This window comes from Pelomonas baiyunensis (assembly GCF_043555935.1).
GTDB classification, from domain to species: Bacteria; Pseudomonadota; Gammaproteobacteria; order Burkholderiales; family Burkholderiaceae_C; genus Pelomonas; species Pelomonas baiyunensis.
Window position 1 is genome coordinate 194,978 of the sequence record NZ_JBIGIB010000001.1, and the last position, 16,949, is coordinate 211,926.

Annotated in this window: 13 protein-coding genes; 10 read left to right on the top strand and 3 right to left on the bottom strand. The window is 69.7% G+C overall.

The features are described 5' to 3' along the window. Positions 1-77: 77 nt before the first annotated feature. The gene (locus ACG01O_RS00815; RefSeq protein WP_394380129.1) at positions 78-1,334 is read right to left on the bottom strand and encodes a sialidase family protein; all 1,257 of its coding nucleotides are present in this window, start codon (positions 1,332-1,334) and stop codon (positions 78-80) included. Between the two features lie 156 nt (positions 1,335-1,490). Beyond that, positions 1,491-2,558: a glycoside hydrolase family 43 protein gene (locus ACG01O_RS00820; protein ID WP_394380131.1), complete on the bottom strand. Its 1,068-nt coding sequence runs from the start codon at positions 2,556-2,558 to the stop codon at positions 1,491-1,493. 116 nt (positions 2,559-2,674) lie between these two features. Here ACG01O_RS00820 and galE point away from each other — a divergent pair, with 116 nt between their 5' ends. Further along, the gene (galE, locus tag ACG01O_RS00825) at positions 2,675-3,694 is read left to right on the top strand and encodes a UDP-glucose 4-epimerase GalE (protein ID WP_394380134.1); all 1,020 of its coding nucleotides are present in this window, start codon (positions 2,675-2,677) and stop codon (positions 3,692-3,694) included. A gap of 168 nt (positions 3,695-3,862) precedes the next feature. Here galE and ACG01O_RS00830 read toward each other — a convergent pair whose 3' ends face one another. After that, positions 3,863-4,822, bottom strand: a complete 960-nt coding sequence (locus tag ACG01O_RS00830; RefSeq protein ID WP_394380137.1) for an ArsR/SmtB family transcription factor — start codon at positions 4,820-4,822, stop codon at positions 3,863-3,865. Positions 4,823-4,973: 151 nt separating this feature from the next. On the opposite strand from ACG01O_RS00830, the gene ACG01O_RS00835 reads away from it, so the two are divergent. From ACG01O_RS00835 to ACG01O_RS00875, 9 genes are all read left to right on the top strand, one after another. Then, the gene (locus tag ACG01O_RS00835; protein WP_394380140.1) at positions 4,974-6,041 is read left to right on the top strand and encodes a UDP-glucose--hexose-1-phosphate uridylyltransferase; all 1,068 of its coding nucleotides are present in this window, start codon (positions 4,974-4,976) and stop codon (positions 6,039-6,041) included. Beyond that, positions 6,038-7,207: a galactokinase gene (gene galK / locus ACG01O_RS00840; RefSeq protein ID WP_394380143.1), complete on the top strand. Its 1,170-nt coding sequence runs from the start codon at positions 6,038-6,040 to the stop codon at positions 7,205-7,207. Before ACG01O_RS00835 ends, galK begins: the two co-directional genes overlap by 4 nt. Beyond that, positions 7,204-8,196: an aldose epimerase family protein gene (locus tag ACG01O_RS00845; RefSeq protein WP_394380146.1), complete on the top strand. Its 993-nt coding sequence runs from the start codon at positions 7,204-7,206 to the stop codon at positions 8,194-8,196. The genes galK and ACG01O_RS00845 overlap by 4 nt, the downstream gene beginning before the upstream one ends. Positions 8,197-8,207: 11 nt before the next feature. Next, positions 8,208-9,323 (top strand): glycoside hydrolase 5 family protein, encoded by a 1,116-nt coding sequence (locus tag ACG01O_RS00850; protein WP_394380149.1) that lies wholly within the window; start codon positions 8,208-8,210, stop codon positions 9,321-9,323. 97 nt (positions 9,324-9,420) lie between these two features. Then, a complete protein-coding gene (locus tag ACG01O_RS00855) occupies positions 9,421-10,533 on the top strand; it encodes an ABC transporter ATP-binding protein (RefSeq protein ID WP_394380152.1) in 1,113 nt (370 codons plus the stop codon). After that, complete coding sequence (locus ACG01O_RS00860; protein ID WP_394380155.1) at positions 10,530-11,438, top strand: carbohydrate ABC transporter permease; 909 nt, start codon at positions 10,530-10,532, stop codon at positions 11,436-11,438. Before ACG01O_RS00855 ends, ACG01O_RS00860 begins: the two co-directional genes overlap by 4 nt. Further along, on the top strand, positions 11,435-12,259 hold the full coding sequence (locus tag ACG01O_RS00865) for a carbohydrate ABC transporter permease (RefSeq protein ID WP_394380158.1): 825 nt from the start codon (positions 11,435-11,437) through the stop codon (positions 12,257-12,259). The genes ACG01O_RS00860 and ACG01O_RS00865 overlap by 4 nt, the downstream gene beginning before the upstream one ends. Further along, positions 12,256-13,572 carry an extracellular solute-binding protein gene (locus ACG01O_RS00870; RefSeq protein ID WP_394380161.1) on the top strand — a complete coding sequence of 439 codons (1,317 nt, stop codon included), beginning with the start codon at positions 12,256-12,258 and terminating at the stop codon, positions 13,570-13,572. The genes ACG01O_RS00865 and ACG01O_RS00870 overlap by 4 nt, the downstream gene beginning before the upstream one ends. A gap of 381 nt (positions 13,573-13,953) precedes the next feature. After that, the gene (locus ACG01O_RS00875; RefSeq protein ID WP_394380163.1) at positions 13,954-16,686 is read left to right on the top strand and encodes a TonB-dependent receptor; all 2,733 of its coding nucleotides are present in this window, start codon (positions 13,954-13,956) and stop codon (positions 16,684-16,686) included. Positions 16,687-16,949 lie beyond the last annotated feature (263 nt).

Here is a 16,949-nt window from a genome sequence, read left to right on the forward strand (position 1 = left end):
CCCATGCTAGCCAGCACGGTGCAGCCCCGGGGGCAGGACTTGCCGCAACGTTGCGCGGGCGCCGCGGGGCCGAGGCGTCAGCCCGGCAGGGCGCCGCGGCCGAAGCGCGTGCGGCACACCTGCGCGCCGTTGAGCATCTCGAAGTCGCTGCCCAGCATCAGCAACTGCTTGCCGTCGGCCGAGGGCAGCAGGGGTGACGAGTAGTTCTGGCACCAGTTGGTTTGCGTCGGGGGCGACAGCGGAACGACCGGCGCGGGCACCGTGGTCCAGGTGCCGCTGCCATCGGCCGTGCTGCTGAGGAAGACGGTGGCGCCGTTGCCGGTGGCATCCACGCTGCCGGCGCTGGTGTTCAGGATCTGGCCCACCAGGGCCAGGCGCTGGCTGGCTGGCAGCCACACCACGGTGGGCGCGTGGCGGAACCAGCGGCCGTCGGCCGTCTTGGGCTCGAAGCCGCGGTCGGTGGGCGAACCCCAGTCCAGCCCGTCGGCCGAGCGCTTGAGGTACACGCGGCAGTCCAGCCCGGCGGTGCTGCAGAACTCGTAGCTCATCAGGTAGCTGCCGTCGCCCAGCCGGGTGGTCACGGCCATGCCGGGGCGGTCGCTGGCTTTCACGGCGGCCACCAGCAGGCGCGGGGCCGTCCAGCTCACGCCGTCGGCGGTGGTGGTGATCTTGAGCACCTGCGAAGCGCCGTCGTCGGTCTCGTCGGAGTACATGCAGACCAGCGTGCCGTCTTTGGCCTGCTGGAACTCGGGCTCCCAGATGCCGGTGCCGTCGCCGTTGCGGGGCTTGCGGCCCACGCCGCAGGTGGCGCCCAGGGCAGTCCAGGTTTTGCCACCGTCGCCGCTGCGGTAGATGGGGTGGGTCATGGCGGTGCCCGGGGTGTCCTGCCCGATGGACGCGGACCACAGCAGCGTGCCGGCGGGCAGGGCACCCACGGGGCTGCGCAGCTCGAAGATGGAGCCGCAGCACAGGCCCTTGGGCCAGCGGCTGTCACTGACGGTGCCCAGCGGCGCGTAGCTGGCGCCGTCGTCGCGGCTGATGAAAAGGCGGCCCTGGCCCTGGCTGCCTTCAAAGCCCATGGCGCTGGCAATCACAGCGCCGTTGAGCGAGGCATCGGACTGGTGGGCCAGCCGCACCAGGCGCGGGTAAAACACCGAGGCTTCGCTCAGCAGCGTGCCGGTGCGCACGGGCGCCGGGGCGGGCACGCTGGGCGTGGTGGTGGACGTGGTGCCGCCTCCGCCGCCGCAGCTGGCGCAGGCGCCAATGAGCAGCAGCGCCGGCACCAGGCCGGCGGCGAGCAGGAGTTTTTGCCAGATCTTCATGAGCAGGGTCATTGTTGCGCTCCGGTCAGAGGGGAAGACGGAAGGACGGAAGGACGAACAGCGGCATATCCAAGGCACGCGCCCGCCCCGCCGCACGCAGCGGGTGCTGCGGCGGGTGTGGAAGTCAGCGGTCGGGTTGGCGAAGGGGAAGGGCTAGGCGCGCGGGCGTCAGGCCTCGCCGGCGGGCTTGCGCTGGGGCACGCCACTGGCGATGGCCGGGCCGAAGTCCGGCCGGCCGTCGGGCGTCCAGCCGAAGCGCTGGATGCGCATGGTGCGGCCGCTCGCGTCCCCCGCGTTCTGGTCTTTGGCGTGGTAGACCAGCCAGTCTTCGGTGCCGTCGGGCGAGCGGGTGAAGCTGTTGTGGCCGGGGGCGAACACGCGCTCCGTCGGGCTGAACACCGGGTGGGGGTGCTTGGTCCAGCTCTTGGGGTTCAGCGGGTCGCTGCCGGTCAACTCCAGCAGGCCCAGGTAGTACACCGCGGCGGTGTGGCCGGCGGAGTAGACGACGAAGGTGCGGCTGCTGCCGCGGTGCACCGGTTGCAGGGCCTGCGGGGCCTCGATCCAGAACGCGTCGGTCTGCTTCTGCCAGCGGCCGTTGACCTGGTGCCAGCCGCGCTCCCAGTCGTGTTCGCCGGTGACGATGCGCACGCCTGGGCCGCTGGCGCGGGTGGGGCTGCTCATGGGGGCGATCCACAGGCCGCTGTCGGCGTACATCCAGTACAGCCGGCCATCGGCCAGGCGCAGCACCGAGCCGTCGATGGCGTAGCGCTCGTGCGCGGCGTGCACCCGGCCGCGGTCCACGTAGGGGCCCATGGGGTGCTCGGCTTCCAGCACGTAGTGGCGGTGGTTGGCGTCCACGCCGTCGGCGGCGGTGAAGTAGAGGTACCAGCGGCCGTCCAGCTGATGCAGTTCCGGCGCCCAGATCATCTGGCTGCGCGGCCCGCCGGGCTCGGGGGTCCAGACCTTGCGGCGCTCGGCCTGCCGCCAGTCGCTCAAGGTGCTGGAGCTGTAGACCCACAGGCCGCCCTCGGGGTCGAAGGTGGCGGTGAGGTAGTAGCGGCCCTCGTGCTGCACGACGAAGGGGTCGCCGGCTTCCACGCCGGGCAGCACGGGGTTGGTGAAAGTGGTGGGCGCGGTCATGGCGGCTCCTGGCGCGCCCAGGCCCACCGCGGCGGCCCAGCCCAGCAGGCCGCGGCGGCGCAGCGCCGGGCCCGGCGTGTCGTCGTTGTTGTGCATGGTGTGTCTCCTCGCCCCCGGGGCCGAGGGCCTGGGGCGGCGCGATGCTAGTTGGCTTTCTTGTTTATAACAAGTAAATCGGTTAATAATGAAGTGAACGCAACTGAAAGACCCGTATGCGCGTACTCGTGACCGGCGGCGCCGGCTACATCGGCAGCATCACCACGCTGCAACTGCTGGAAGCTGGCCATGAGGTGCTGGTGCTGGACAACTTCAGCAACGCCAAGCCGGCGGTGCTGGGTCGCATCGAGGCGCTGGCCGGGCGGGCGCCGGCGGTGGTGGAGGGCGACATCCGCGACGGCGCCTTGCTGCGCCGCGTGCTGGCCGAGCACGGCACTGAGGCGGTGCTGCACTTCGCGGGGTTGAAGGCCGTGGGCGAGTCGGTGCGCAAGCCGCTGGAGTACTTCGACAACAACGTGCAGGGCACGCTGAGCCTGCTGGCCGCGCTGCGCGACACCGGCGTGCGCACGCTGGTGTTCAGCAGCTCCGCCACCGTGTACGGCGTGGCCGAGACCATGCCGCTGCGCGAAGACGCGCCCACCGGCACCACCAACCCCTACGGCCGCAGCAAGCTGATGGTGGAGCACATCCTGCAAGACCTGGTGGCGGCGGACCCGAGCTGGTCGTTGTGCGCGCTGCGCTACTTCAACCCGGTGGGCGCCCACCCCAGCGGGCGCTTGGGCGAAGACCCGCAGGGCATACCCAACAACCTGATGCCCTTCATTGCGCAAGTGGCGGTGGGGCGCCGGCCGGCGCTGCAGATCTTCGGCCGCGACTACCCCACGGGGGACGGCACCGGCGTGCGCGACTACATCCACGTGCAAGACCTGGCCGCCGGCCACCTGGCGGCGCTGGGGCATGTGCATGACCGCCCGGGCTGGCATGTGTTCAACCTGGGCACCGGCCGGGGCAACTCGGTGCTGGAAGTGCTGCGCGCCTACGAGGCCGCCTGCGGCCAGCCGCTGCCGCACGAGTTCGTGCCGCGCCGTGATGGCGACGTGGCGCAGAACTGGGCCGACCCGGCACGGGCCGAGGCGGTGCTCGGTTGGCAGGCGAAGTTGAGTCTGGCGCAGATGTGCGAAGACAGCTGGCGTTGGCAGTCGCAGAACCCGAACGGCTACGAGGTCGCAGCCTGAGGCTCAGTAGCTCGCGGCGGGTGTTTTGCGTTGGGCCGAGCGCTGGGCCGCTCCCGAGCCGGCCCGTCAGGCGATGTGCACGCGGCTCAACGCCGCGGGCATCGCCGTCCCCTCGGGGGACCAACTGGACTTGACCGCGTTCAGCGGGGCAAGGCCGGGTGAGGGGCTTCAGAGCCCGGGGCCGGTGCCGCGCGGGAAGTCGAACGTCACCCGCATCACGATGTCTTGCGGGTAGTTGCCGAACTTGCGGCCGAAGAGGTTCATGCCGCCGCGGTTGCGGGCATCGGGTTTGACGCCCAGGCGCACCTTGATGTGGTTGGTCTGCGGCAGGGTCAGCTGCTCGATGCCCACGGCGCTCAGCTCCACGCCGTCGATCATCGAGGCCTTGGGGCCGACGCTCCACTGCTTGAGCAGCCCGTGCGTGGTGCGGTCGGTCTGCCACCAGGAGGGCATCAGCAACGAGGGCTTGCCGCCGTAGTCGCCCGGGCAGGTCCAGGTGCCGATCTCGACCTCGTTGATCCACAGCGTGAGGTCCGACGGCCAGTCTTCGTTGAACTGCGGTGCCTCGGAGCAGATCTCCATGGACAGCTCCAGGTGCGTGGGCACCGCGCCGTAGGGCAGGTTGTTCGGGAAGGCGTATTCCACATAGCCATCGCCACCGAACCACAGCAACTGGGCGTACACGTGCTCGGGCTCGAAGAAGGAGCGCGGGTCGTCCAGCATGCCGATGATCTTGGTCTCGCTGACCAGGCCGCAGGTGGGCTTGGCCTCCACATGCCGGTAGCTGCCGATGGGCATGTTGATGGAGATGACGTTGGGTTTGCTCTCCACCGCCGCGCCGGGCAGGCGCAGGCGCACTTCGTCGTAGCGCTTGGAGCAGAGCTTTTGCTGGCCGCGCGTGCCCGGCTCCACTTCCACGGACACCAGGCCCACGGCCTGCAGCTGGTTGATGTTGAAGCTCACCGTGGAGTGCGGCAGGTCCATGGCGGTGGCCAGTTCCGACACGTTCAGCACCTGGTGCGTGAGCATGCCCAGCATGGCCTGCCGCGTGTCGGACGCCAGCGCCTTGGCCACGGCCAGGGCGGCATTGCCCTCCACCATCAGGATGCGGCTGCCTGGAACCTCCATGTTTTGCCCCTCGTTCGCGTTTGAGCCCAAAGAACTTGCGAGTTTATGCGGGGCTTCGCGGCGGGCGCAGCGGCGCTTTCCCTGGGAAACGGCGGTCCACTAGGGTAAAGACTGATCGTTACTAACAATCAAAATGGTGACAATCGTCGCCATGACTTCTCCCGACTCCCGCGAGCAGGTGCACCGTCGCCGCAACCCCCTGACGGGGCGCCACGTGCTCGTCTCGCCGCACCGCACGCAGCGCCCCTGGCAGGGCGCCCAAGAGGCGGTGGACACCGAAGCGCTGCCGGCGCACGACCCGAGCTGCTACCTCTGCGCCGGCAACGTGCGCGCCAACGGCGAGCACAACCCGGCCTACGACGGCACCTTTGTTTTCACGAATGATTTCGCGGCGTTGCAGCCGCAGTCCGGCTTCCAGGCCGAGGGCGACAGCCTGATGCAGGCCCGCCCCGTGGCGGGCGAGTGCCGGGTGCTGTGCTTCTCGCCGGACCACGGCAAGAGCCTGCCGGAGCTGTCGCCCGAGGCCCTGCGCGCCGTGGTGGCGGCCTGGCAGGCGCAGTCGGCCGAACTGGGCCAGCGCCACCGCTGGGTGCAGGTGTTCGAGAACAAGGGTGCCGCCATGGGCTGCTCCAACCCGCACCCGCACGGCCAGGTCTGGGGCCTGGACCAATGGCCCGACGAGGCCGCGCTGGAAGACCAGCACCAACGCGCCTTCCTTGCCGATGAAGGCGAGCCGATGCTGGTGCGCTACGCCCGCGCCGAGCAGGCTGCCGGCGAACGCGTGGTGGTGGAGACCGAGCACTGGCTGGCCGTCGTGCCCTACTGGGCCGCGTGGCCCTACGAAACCCTGTTGCTGCCCAAGGCCCACAGCCTGCGGCTGGAGTCGCTGAGCGCCGCGCAAGCCGCGGACCTGGCCGAGGCGGTGCGCCGCCTCACCACCCGGTATGACAACCTCTTTCAGTGCTCCTTCCCGTACTCCATGGGTTGGCATGGCGCGCCGCACGAGGCCGGCCGCGCGGATGACGCCCAGCTGCGCCACTGGCAGTTGCACGCGCACTTCTACCCGCCGCTGCTGCGCTCGGCCACGGTGCGCAAGTTCATGGTGGGCTTCGAGATGCTGGGCGAGGCCCAGCGCGATCTGACCCCCGAGGCCGCGGCGCAGCGCCTGCGCGCCGTCAGCGACACCGTTCACTACCGCCACGCCCCGAGGGCCGCATGAGCCAGACCACCACCACCCCGCCGCGCGAGCGCGCGGTGCAGGGGTTCGCGCGCGCCTTTGGCGTGCAGCCCCAGCAACTCAGCCGGGCGCCGGCCCGCGTCAACCTGATCGGCGAGCACACCGACTACAACGAGGGCTACGCCATGCCCTGCGCCATCGACCGCGACACCGTGGTGGCCGCCGCGCCGCGCGACGACGACGTGGTGGAGGTGCTGGCTTGCGACCTGGACGGCGCCTCCGCCCGCTTTCGTGTCGACGACGCCAGCGACGTGGCCGGCAGCCCGCAGTGGGTGCGTTATGTGCAAGGCATGGTGGCCGTGCTGCGTGAGCGCGGCCTGCCGGTGCGCGGCGCGCAGCTGGCGATTGCCGGCAACGTGCCGCAGGGCGCGGGTCTGAGTTCGTCGGCCTCGCTGGAGCTGGCCGTGGGCCAGGCGCTGGCCTCGCTGAACGGCTGGCAGCTGGCGCCGCGTGCGATGGCGCTGGCCGGCCAGCGGGCCGAGAACGCGTACGCCGGCTGCCAGTGCGGCGTGCTGGACCAGATGAGCTCCGCCCTCGGCGTGGCCGGCCACGCGCTGCTGCTGGACTGCCGCAGCCTGGACGTGCAGCCCATCCCGCTGCCAGCCAACACCGCCGTGCTGGTGATCGACTCCAAGATCCAGCGCGGCCTGGTGGACAGCGAATACAACCTGCGCCGCCAGCAGTGCGAAGCCGCCGCCGCCGGGCTGGGCGTGAAGGCCTTGCGCGATGTGGACGACGACCTCTGGTCGCGCCGCGGCGGCACGCTGGACCTGGTGGTGCGCCGCCGGGCGCGCCACATCATCACGGACAGCCGCCGCTGCGAGCTGATGGCCGACGCGATGCGCCAGGGCGACCTGCCCGCCATCGGCCGGCTGATGCGCGAGTCGCACTGGTCCATGCGCGACGACTTCGAGATCACCGTGCCCGCCATCGACGCGCTGGCCGCACTGGTGCAGGGCGTGATCGGCGACGCGGGCGGCGCCCGCATGACCGGCGGCGGCTTCGGCGGCTGCGTGATCGCACTGGCCCCGGTGGGGCAGGTGGACGAGATCCGCGCGGCGGTGGCGGCCGGCTACCGCTCGCCGCAAGGCCGCGAGGCCGAGGTGCATGTGTGTGCCGCGTCCCACGGCGCCGGGAGCCTGGCGTGACGCAACCCACCGTGCATGAGCTGCGCGCGGCCGACGGGCTGAGCATCGCGGTGACCACGGCCGGTGCGGCATGGATGTCATGCCAGGTGCCGGTGCAGGGCCAGCCGCGCGAGGTGCTGCTGGGCTACGCCCGCGCGGCGGACTACCTCACCCAACCCGGCTACCTCGGCGCCATCGTGGGCCGTTATGCCAACCGCATCGCGCAGTCGGGTTTCGAGCTGGACGGCCAGACCCATGCGCTGCTGCCCAATGAAGGCCCGCACCAGTTGCACGGCGGCCCGGCCGGTTTTCACCGCCAGGTGTGGCAGGTGGTGTCCGAGGCGCCGGACCGGCTGGTGCTCTCGCACACCTCGCCGGACGGGGACCAGGGCTTCCCGGGCGAGTTGAAGGTGCGCGCGGCGTACGAGCTGCTGCCGCGCCTGACCGTGCGCCTCACGCTGGAGGCCACCACCAGCGCGCCCACGCTGTGCAACCTCAGCAGCCACGCCTACTTCAACCTCGACGGCGATGCGCAAGACATCCGCGCCCACCGCTTGCACATCCCGGCGTCGCACTACCTGCCGGTGCGGCCAGACCTGATTCCCACCGGCGAGCAAGCCGCCGTGGCCGGCACGCCGTTCGACTTCCGCGAGCCGCGCCGCATCGGTGACGCCCTGCAGGCCCTGCAGGCCACCGACGCCCAGCCCCGCAGCCATGACCACTGCTGGCTGGCCGGCAGTGCGCAGCTGGTGTCCAGCGACGGCGCCCTGTGCCTGACGCTGGACAGCGCCCAACCCGGCTTGCAGTTCTATGCCGGCGAGTTCCTGCCCCGCACGCCCGACCGGCAGGGCCGCCCGTACCCCGCGCATGCAGGCCTGGCCCTGGAACCCCAGGCCCTGCCCGACAGCCCCCACCACCCCGAGTGGCCGCAACCCGGCGCCGTGCTGCGGCCCGGCCAGGTCTACCGCCACCACCTGACCTACCGTTTCAACGCCGCCCCGTCGGCCTGAGCCTTCACGCCATGAGCAACACCACCTCCACCCCCGACCGCTGGACGCCCGAGCGCGCCCACGCCTGGTTCAAGGCCCAGCCCTGGGCCCTGGGCGCCAACTTCCTGCCCGCCTCGGCCATCAATCAGCTGGCCATGTGGCAAGCCGACAGCTTCGACCCCGAGCGCATCGACCTCGAACTCGGCTGGGCCCGCGGCCTGGGCATGAACACCATGCGCGTGTTCCTGCACGACCTGCTGTGGGCGCAAGACGCGGCCGGCTTCAAGCAGCGCATCTGCCAGTACCTGGACATTGCCGAGCGCCACGGCATCTTCACGATGTTCGTGCTGTTCGACAGCTGCTGGGACCCGCACCCCCAGCTGGGCCCGCAGCGTGAGCCCATTCCCGGCGTGCACAACTCCGGCTGGGTGCAAAGCCCCTCGGCCACGCAGCTGGCCGACCGCAGCACCTGGCCGCAGCTGCGCGCGTACGTGGAAGACATCGTCAAGACCTTCGGCCAGGACCCGCGCGTCACCTACTGGGACATCTGGAACGAGCCCGACAACCAGGGCGGCGGCATGGGCTACTACCTGCCGCGCGAGGCCAAAGACAAGATCGCGCTGGTGGCCGAGCTGATTCCGCAAGCCTTTGCCTGGGCCCGCGCGCAGAACCCCAGCCAGCCGCTCACCAGCGGCCTGTGGCTGGGCGACCACTGGGCGCCGGGCTCCAGCGAGCTCAACGCCGTGCAGACCTGCCAGCTGGCGTGTTCCGACGTCATCAGCTTCCACGACTACAACTGGCCCGAGAAATTCGAGTCGCGCATCCAGCAGCTGCAGCAGTACGGCCGCCCGCTGATCTGCACCGAGTACATGGCCCGCAGCCTGGGCTCCACCTTCGACATCGCGCTGCCCATCGCCGTGCGCGAGGACGTGGGCATGATCAACTGGGGCTTTGTGGACGGCAAGAGCCAGACCAAGATGCCCTGGGACTCCTGGAAGAAGCCCTACACCATCGACCCGCCGTTGGTGTGGTTCCACGACGTGCTGCACACCGACGGCACGCCCTACCGCCAGCGCGAGGCTGAGCTGCTGCGCTTGCACGGCAGTGCCGAGGCCCAGCGCGCCCGCGCCGAACGCGTGCGGGGCTGACGGCGCCAGCGCGGGCCGGCTTGGGGCGGCCCGGCGCTCGGCCCGATAAGAATCGACAGAGGCGCCGCGACGAACGGCGCCCACAACGGAGACACCAGTGACCGCCAGCATCGAATTCGCCACCGTGGCCAAACGCTACGGATCGGTCGAGATCATTCCGGACTTTTCCCTGCACATCGCCGCCGGCGAGTTCATCGTGCTGCTGGGCCCCTCGGGCTGCGGCAAGAGCACCCTGCTGCGCATGCTGGCGGGCCTGGAGAGCGTGTCGGGCGGGCGCATCGCACTCGGCGGGCAAGACGTGACCGAGCTGCCCCCCGGCCGCCGCGGCCTGGCCATGGTGTTCCAGCAGTACGCGCTGTACCCGCACATGACCGTGTTCGACAACATGGCCTTTGGCCTGCGCAACCTCGGCGTGCCCGAGGCCGAGGTGCACCGCCGGGTGCAGGCGGCCGCCGCCATGCTGGAGCTGGACGGCCTGCTGCAGCGCCTGCCGGGCCAGCTGTCGGGCGGCCAGCGCCAGCGCGTGGCCATCGGCCGCGCGGTGGTGAAGGAGCCCAAAGCCTTCCTGTTCGACGAGCCGCTGTCCAACCTCGACGCCAAGCTGCGCAACCGCACCCGCATCGAGATCGCCCGGCTGCACAAGCGGCTGGGGGCCACCATGGTGTTCGTCACGCACGACCAGGTGGAGGCCATGACGCTGGCCGACCGCATCGTGGTGATGAACGGCGGCCGCATCGAGCAGCTGGGCGCGCCGATGGAGATTTACCAGCGCCCGCGCACCCGCTTCGTGGCGGGCTTCGTGGGCAGCCCGGCCATGAACTTCCTGCCGGCACGCCGCCTGCCGGACGCACAAGGCCGCCTGGTGGTGGCCCTGCCGGGCGATGGCGTGCTGCACACCCAGGTGCCCGTGCCCGCGGCGCTGGTGGGCGAGTTGCAGGTGGGCGTGCGGCCCGAGGCGCTGCGCCTGTCGGCCGACGGCCCACTGGTCGGCCGGGTGGAGCTGATCGAGCGCCTGGGCGAGCGCAGCCTGGCCCACGTGGGCCTGGCCGACGGCACCGTGGTGGTGGCCGAGGTGCCGGTGCAGCGGGACCTGGCCTTGGGCGAGGCCGTGCGGCTGCAGCCCGACGCCGCACAAGTGCACGTGTTCGACGCCGCGGGCCTGGCGCACCACGCGGTGGCGGTGCAGGCCGACGCGGTGCTGGCGGCATGAGCGCGCTCGCACCCGGCCGCTCCGGCATGACCACGCCCGCCTGGGTGGGCTGGGCTTTCGTGGCCCCCTTCCTGCTGTGCTACGGGGGCCTGTTGGTGGCCCCGGTGCTGGAGGGCTTCTGGCTGTCGTTCCACGCGGTGGACCTGCTCACCGGCCGCGGCCAGTTCGTGGGGCTGGCCAACTTTCTGGACCTGTTCCGTGACGAAGTCTTCCTGCGCTGCGCGGCCAACACCGTGATGTTTGCTGCGCTGTGCACGCCGCTGTTCGTGGGCCTGGGGCTGGCGCTGGCGCTGGTGCTGAACCGGCCGGGCCGGCTGGGCGCGTGGCTGCGCGGCACCTTCTTCGCGTCCAACGTGCTGTCGGTGACGGTGGTGACGCTGATCTGGCGCCTGGTGCTGCTGCCGGACCGTGGCCTGTTGAGCCAGGGCCTGGCGGCGCTCGGCCTGCCCGACCTGGCGCCGCTGTCGGACGAGCGCCTGGCGCTGACCTGCATCGCACTGGTCACGCTGTGGTGGGGCATCGGCTTGCCGATGACGCTCATCCTGGCCGCGTTGCAGCAGGTGCCGCGCGACCTCTACGAAGCTGCGGCGCTGGACCACACCAGCCGCTGGCGGTCCTTCCGCTTCATCACGCTGCCGGCGCTGCGGCGCACGCTGGTGCTGGTGGCCATCGTGCAACTGCTCGGGCAATTGCAGGTGTTCGGCCAGGCGCAGCTGCTCACTTCCGGCGGCCCCAACAACAGCACCCGCACGATGGTGATGTTCATCTACGAAGCCCTGTTCGACCAATGGGCCCTGGGCTATTCGGCCGCCGCGGCGCAGCTGCTGTTCGTGCTGCTGGTGCTGGGTGTGTCGGTGCAACGCTGGGCCGAGCGGCGCGAAGCCGCACAGGAGGCCCGCGCATGAAAACCTCCTGGTTCGACCGCCTGCTGCTGGCCGGCGCCGTGCTGCTGGCGGTGCTGTGGGTGTTGCCGCTGGCGTGGGTGTTCGTGTTGTCGCTCAAGTCCAACGCGGTGCTGATGGAGCGCACCGATGCGCTGCTGTCCACGCCGTTCACCGTGGCCAACTACGCCGACATCCTGGCCAACCCCGCCGTGTTCCGCTGGGTGCTGAACAGCTGTGTGGTGGCGGGCGTACAGACGCTGTTGGTGTTGTTCCTGTCGTCGCTGGCGGGCTACGGCTTTGCGCGCTGCCAGTTCCGCGGGCAGCGGTGGGTGTTTGCGGCGGTGCTGGCCGGCCTGGCCGTGCCGGAGCCGGCGGTGGTGATTCCGCTGCACCGCTTCTTTGCCGAGCTGGGCCTGCACAACAGCTACGCCGGCCTGATCCTGCCGCGCCTGGCCGCGCCCTTCGGCGTGTTCTTGATGACGCAGTTCTTCAAGGCCATTCCGCGCGAGCTGGAAGAGGCTGCGCTGATGGACAACGCCTCGCGCTGGCGCATCTTCTGGCGGGTCATCCTGCCGCTGACGCTGCCGGCGCAGGCCACGCTGGGCATCTTCAGCTTCCTGGGTGCCTGGAACGACTACCTGTGGCCGCTGATCTCGGCCACCCGCCCCGAGATGTACACGCTGACCCTGGGCCTGGCGGCCACGCAAACCAACTTTGCGCAGTCCGAGGGGCTGGGCTTCCTGATGGCGCAGGCCGTGTTCGCCGCGCTGCCGGTGCTGGTGCTGTACGCCTTCTTCCAACGTCACATCGTGGCCGCCGTGGCCGGGGGGCGACCCGCATGAAGCGCACGCTCATCGCCTGGGCCGTGGCCCTGTCCAGTGGCCTCGCGGCTGCCGCGCCGGTGGACATCACACTGGCCCGGTTCTTCGGCAGCTGCGAGTCGGCCTACGGCCAGCAGACCGACCCCAGCCAGGTCAGCAGCGAGTGCGGCATCGTGACCGTGCTCACCAACCGCTTTAACGCCCAGCAGGCCGGGCGCATCCATGTGCAGACGCAGGTGGTGGAGCACGCGGCCTACTACCAGCAGCTGGGCGCCCGCATCGTGGGGGGTGACCTGCCCACCATTGCCATCATGCACAGCTCGGTGCTGGGCGACTTCGCCAAGCGCGGCCTGCTGCAGCCGCTGGACGCGGTGCTGGACCCCGCCGGCTTCACGCCGCATGCCCGGCGCGGTGTGGTGCTGGGCGGCCATGTGCTGGCCCTGCCGTACGACAGCCATGCGGTGCTGTGGCACATCAACCTGGGGCTGATGAAGCAGGCCGGGTTGCTGGACGCCCAGGGCCACGCCCGCCAGCCGGGGTCGCCGCAGGAGCTGCTGGCCCAGGCCCGGGCGTTCAAGCAGGCCACCGGCAAGCCGTACTTCCTGTGGCTGACGCTGAACGACCCCAGCTTCTTCGCGCGCAGCGTGTTGGGGCTGGTGAACCAGCAGGGCGGGCGCTTGTTCCCGCAGTCGGATCAGCGCATCGACCTGGGTTCGTCCGAGGTGCGCACGGCGGTGGGCCTGATGCGCACCATCTACGCCGAAGGCCTGTGCAGCCGCCACATGGACTACAGCGCCGCGCTGCAGGCGTTCATGGCCGGCGGCGGCGGTGTGATGCCCAACGGCACCTGGCTGCTGGGCGAGCTGACCGACCGCGCCGCGCGCCCTGGCAACCCGTTGAGCCAGGCCTACGAGGCCGTGCCCGAGCCGCGCCTGTACGCCCAGCCGGCCACCTGGGCCGACAGCCATGTGTGGGTCATGCTGCGCAACCCGCGGCAAACGCCGCAGCAGCGGGACGCGGCGCATGCCTTCCTGCGGTTTCTCAACGACGAAAGCCTGGCCTGGGCGCGCACCGGCCAGCTGCCCGCGCGCCAGGCGGCGCTGGACAGCGACGCCTTCCGCGCCTTGCCCATGCGGGCGGCGCTGGGGCCGGTGGCCGAGTTCGGCACCGGCCTGCCGCCCACCGTGGCCCGCCAGGCGCGGGTGATGGCGCTGCTGGGGGAAACCGTGGCTGCCATCGTCGTGTCTGGCGAGCCGCTGGAGGCCACGCTGGCCAAGGGCCAGCAGCGCATCAACCGGCTGCTGGAACGCGAGGCCCGCTTCCTCGGCCAGTGATGCAAGAACACCACTCATGGTTTGCCATAGGTTTATAACGAAATTATTGGTGAATAATGAGTGAACTCAACAAAATAGACCGTGCGGTCTTGACCCGGCGCCTGGACGCTGGCAAGCACTGAAGCACGGCACCTTGAGCTACGTGTGACGAACGTCACCCAGGCGCACCCTGGGTGACAGGTCGTGGCAGGCGCCTACCCGGCGCGTTGCTGCGCCCAAAGTCACGACAAAAGTTGTTTGTAATGACGTCAGAAGCCCTGTCCGACCGCAGCGGCTCCGGACTTCGAGGACTCCGGCGCTGAAAGGCGCCCCGGATTTCGTTCATAACCGGCCCAGGTCAGTGCCACTCGCAGCGCTGCACGCAAGCCTCAGGAGACAACAATGAAACGTTTCGCCCTCTCGCCCATTCCCGCCGCCGCGCTGCTCGCGCTGGCCATCACCGGCCCCGAGGCGCTGGCCCAGGACGCCGCCAAGTCGGCGGACGCCAACAAGCTCGATCAGGTCGTCATCATTGGCCAGCGCGCCAGCCGCAATGCGGCCGTGCAGTCCAAGCGCGACGCCGACCAGGTGGTCGAGTCCATCGTGGCCGACGACATCGGCAAGTTCCCCGACAACACGGTGGCCGAGGCCCTGCAGCGCGTGCCGGGTGTGCAAACCGTGGTGGGGTTCAACAACGAAATCGTGAACCCGCTGATCCGCGGCATTGGCGACATCATCACCACGGTGGACGGCCGTGAGATGTTCACCGGCGTGGGCCGCGGCTTCGCGTTCCAGGACCTGCCGGCCGAAGCCATCTCGCGCGCCGATGTCTACAAGTCCGCCGGCGCGAGCCTGCTCGAAGGCGGTGTGGCCGGTGCCATCGACCTGAAGCTGCGCAAGCCCATGGAGTTCCGCAAGGGGCTGACGCTGGTCGTCAACGGCCGCGCCAGCGTGGGCGACTTCGCCACCAAGCCCAGCACCAAGCTGGGCGTGCTGGGCTCCTACCGCACCCAGACCGACGCCGGCGAAATCGGCCTGTTGGTGGACGTGTCCTACGCCGACCACAAGTTCAACCGCCCCATCTCCTTCAACTGCGACCCGCGCTCGGGCACCAACGGCCCGGCCGGCGCGCCCGGCATCGTGCTGCCCACCTGCGTGGGTGGCCTGACCGACACCGGCGGCTACCAGCGCCCGCAGGCCAACGCCTCCATCCAGTGGCGCCCCAACAAGGAAAACGAGTTCTACGCTGACGCCCTCTACGCCGGCTACCGCGGCAAGTTCGGCACCTACTTCATCTTCTCGGACATCTTCGCGGCCCAGAACATCACCAACGCCAAGGCCAGCACCGACTGCTTCAAGGCCAACATCAACGGCGCCGGCTTCCTGGGCTCGCCCACCGACGGGGTGCAGAGTCTGTGCAACGGCATCTCGGCCACGTTCAACAACGTGCCGGGCCTGACCAGCACGCAGGCCAAGCTTGGCGCCACCGACCAGCGCGTGCTGGCCGGCGGCTGGAAGTACAACAGCGGCCCGTTGTCGATGAATGTGGACGTCTCGCACATGGCGTCGGACAACCGCAATCGCAACATCATTGTCGACATCGGCAAGCAGATCAGCGCGGTGGACATCGTCGTCAACGACGGGGGCAACGGCACCACCAACATGCCTGGCAACCCGTTGGGCAGCAAGACCGACTTCCGCTTCGCCAATGGCCTCTTCCAAGACCTGAACTGGGCCAAGAGCACGCAGAACGCCGTGGCGCTGAAGGGCAGCTACGACCTCAACGGCTTCATCACCTCCATCGACTTCGGTGCCCGCGCGGCGGACCGCGATTCGCAGTGGCGTGCCAACGAAGCCGGCGGCCCTGGCGCCCCGGGCGGCAACCGCGTCACCCTGGTCAGCTCGGCCACCCAGTTGCCGGCCGACTTCCTGATCCAGTCGCCCAACTGCATCCCGCAGATCAACGGCTGCCAGCCGTGGATGACGCCCAACCCCGACTACCTGCGCAACAACACCGATGTGCTGCGCGTGCTGTACGGCAGCCAGCCAGGGGACCCGGCCTACGCGCCCGTCAACAACTACGACGCGGCCGAGAAGACCTACGCCCTTTATGTGCAGCCGCACTACGAGACGACGGTGGCGGGCATGCGCTTGGACGGCGTTTTTGGAGGCCGTTTCGTCCGTTCGGAGCGCACCATCTCCGGCGCGGGCCGCATCAGCGGCGTGGTCACGCCGCAGACTGCTTCGTCCACCACTAACCACTTCCTGCCGAACGCCAGTGCCAAGCTGGAAGTGATGCCGGACCTGCTGGTGCGGGCGACGGCTGGGGTCACGATGTCGCGCCCGGGTCTGGGCGACTTGAACCCGACCCTGAACTACGCGGTACCGCTGAATGCCAACGTCATTCCTGGCGGCAGCGGCGGCAACCCCGAGCTCAAAGACCAGATGAGCACGGCGTACGACCTGTCGGTGGAGAAGTACTTCGGCAAAGGCAGCTACTTGCAGGCGGCCGTGTACCACCGCGTGTTGAAGGACCGCGTTGTGCGTTCGGTGGCGCGAGAGGTCATCGGTGGCGTCACGTACGACATGAGCCGCCCGCGCAACCTGGGCAAGGCCACGCTGCAGGGCCTGGAGCTGAGCGCGCAGTACTTCCTGGACATGCTGCCCGGCGCGGCCAGCGGCCTGGGCGTGTTCGGCAACTACACGATGGCCGACAGCAAGGTCGACACCGTGGGTGACAAGCTCTTTGGCAAGCCCCTGCTGGGCGTGTCCAAGCACAGCTACAACGCCGGCGTGCTGTACGAAAAGTACGGCATCACCAGCCGCCTGACCTACACCTGGCGCGACAAATTCAACGAGGGTCAGATCGATTGCCTGGTCGCATCGCCGGCGGAGAACGGTTTGTCCACGGGCGTCTGCGGCAACAACAACGCGCCGTACTACAACCGCGTGAAGGCCTACGGGCGCTTGGACTTTGCGATCGGCTACCAGTTCACCGAGAACCTCAGCGTGAGCTTCAACGCCAACAACCTGACGGGCGCGAAGTACTACAGCTACTTCCAGAACACGAGCTTCCCACACGACATCCGGTCGGACGACAAGTTCTATGGGTTGAGCTTCAACTTCAAGTTGTGACTGTTGGCCCCTCGCCCAACCCGCCCTGTTGAACACAGGCGGGCTGGTCGATCCCCCGAGGGGGATGGCGATGTTCGCGGCGTTGAGCCGCTCACACATCGCCAGGCGGGCCGGCTTGGGGCGGCCCGGCGCTCGGCCCGAAATGCCGGGCGCCCCTCAACGATCTCCGTGCGGCGTGGTTCGGCGCCGCTCTTTTGCCGACCTCGTGCACGCGCTCGCTGGAGCGCGTGTCGGGGCGGCCTTTTTCCGAACGATTCCCCACC

Coding starts and splice junctions, on each gene's coding strand:
- ACG01O_RS00815 (WP_394380129.1), bottom strand. CDS start 1,334: ATGACCCTGCTCATGAAGATCTGGCAAAAACTCCTGCTCGCCGCCGGC.
- ACG01O_RS00820 (WP_394380131.1), bottom strand. CDS start 2,558: ATGCACAACAACGACGACACGCCGGGCCCGGCGCTGCGCCGCCGCGGC.
- galE (WP_394380134.1), top strand. CDS start 2,675: ATGCGCGTACTCGTGACCGGCGGCGCCGGCTACATCGGCAGCATCACC.
- ACG01O_RS00830 (WP_394380137.1), bottom strand. CDS start 4,822: ATGGAGGTTCCAGGCAGCCGCATCCTGATGGTGGAGGGCAATGCCGCC.
- ACG01O_RS00835 (WP_394380140.1), top strand. CDS start 4,974: ATGACTTCTCCCGACTCCCGCGAGCAGGTGCACCGTCGCCGCAACCCC.
- galK (WP_394380143.1), top strand. CDS start 6,038: ATGAGCCAGACCACCACCACCCCGCCGCGCGAGCGCGCGGTGCAGGGG.
- ACG01O_RS00850 (WP_394380149.1), top strand. CDS start 8,208: ATGAGCAACACCACCTCCACCCCCGACCGCTGGACGCCCGAGCGCGCC.
- ACG01O_RS00860 (WP_394380155.1), top strand. CDS start 10,530: ATGAGCGCGCTCGCACCCGGCCGCTCCGGCATGACCACGCCCGCCTGG.
- ACG01O_RS00865 (WP_394380158.1), top strand. CDS start 11,435: ATGAAAACCTCCTGGTTCGACCGCCTGCTGCTGGCCGGCGCCGTGCTG.
- ACG01O_RS00870 (WP_394380161.1), top strand. CDS start 12,256: ATGAAGCGCACGCTCATCGCCTGGGCCGTGGCCCTGTCCAGTGGCCTC.
- ACG01O_RS00875 (WP_394380163.1), top strand. CDS start 13,954: ATGAAACGTTTCGCCCTCTCGCCCATTCCCGCCGCCGCGCTGCTCGCG.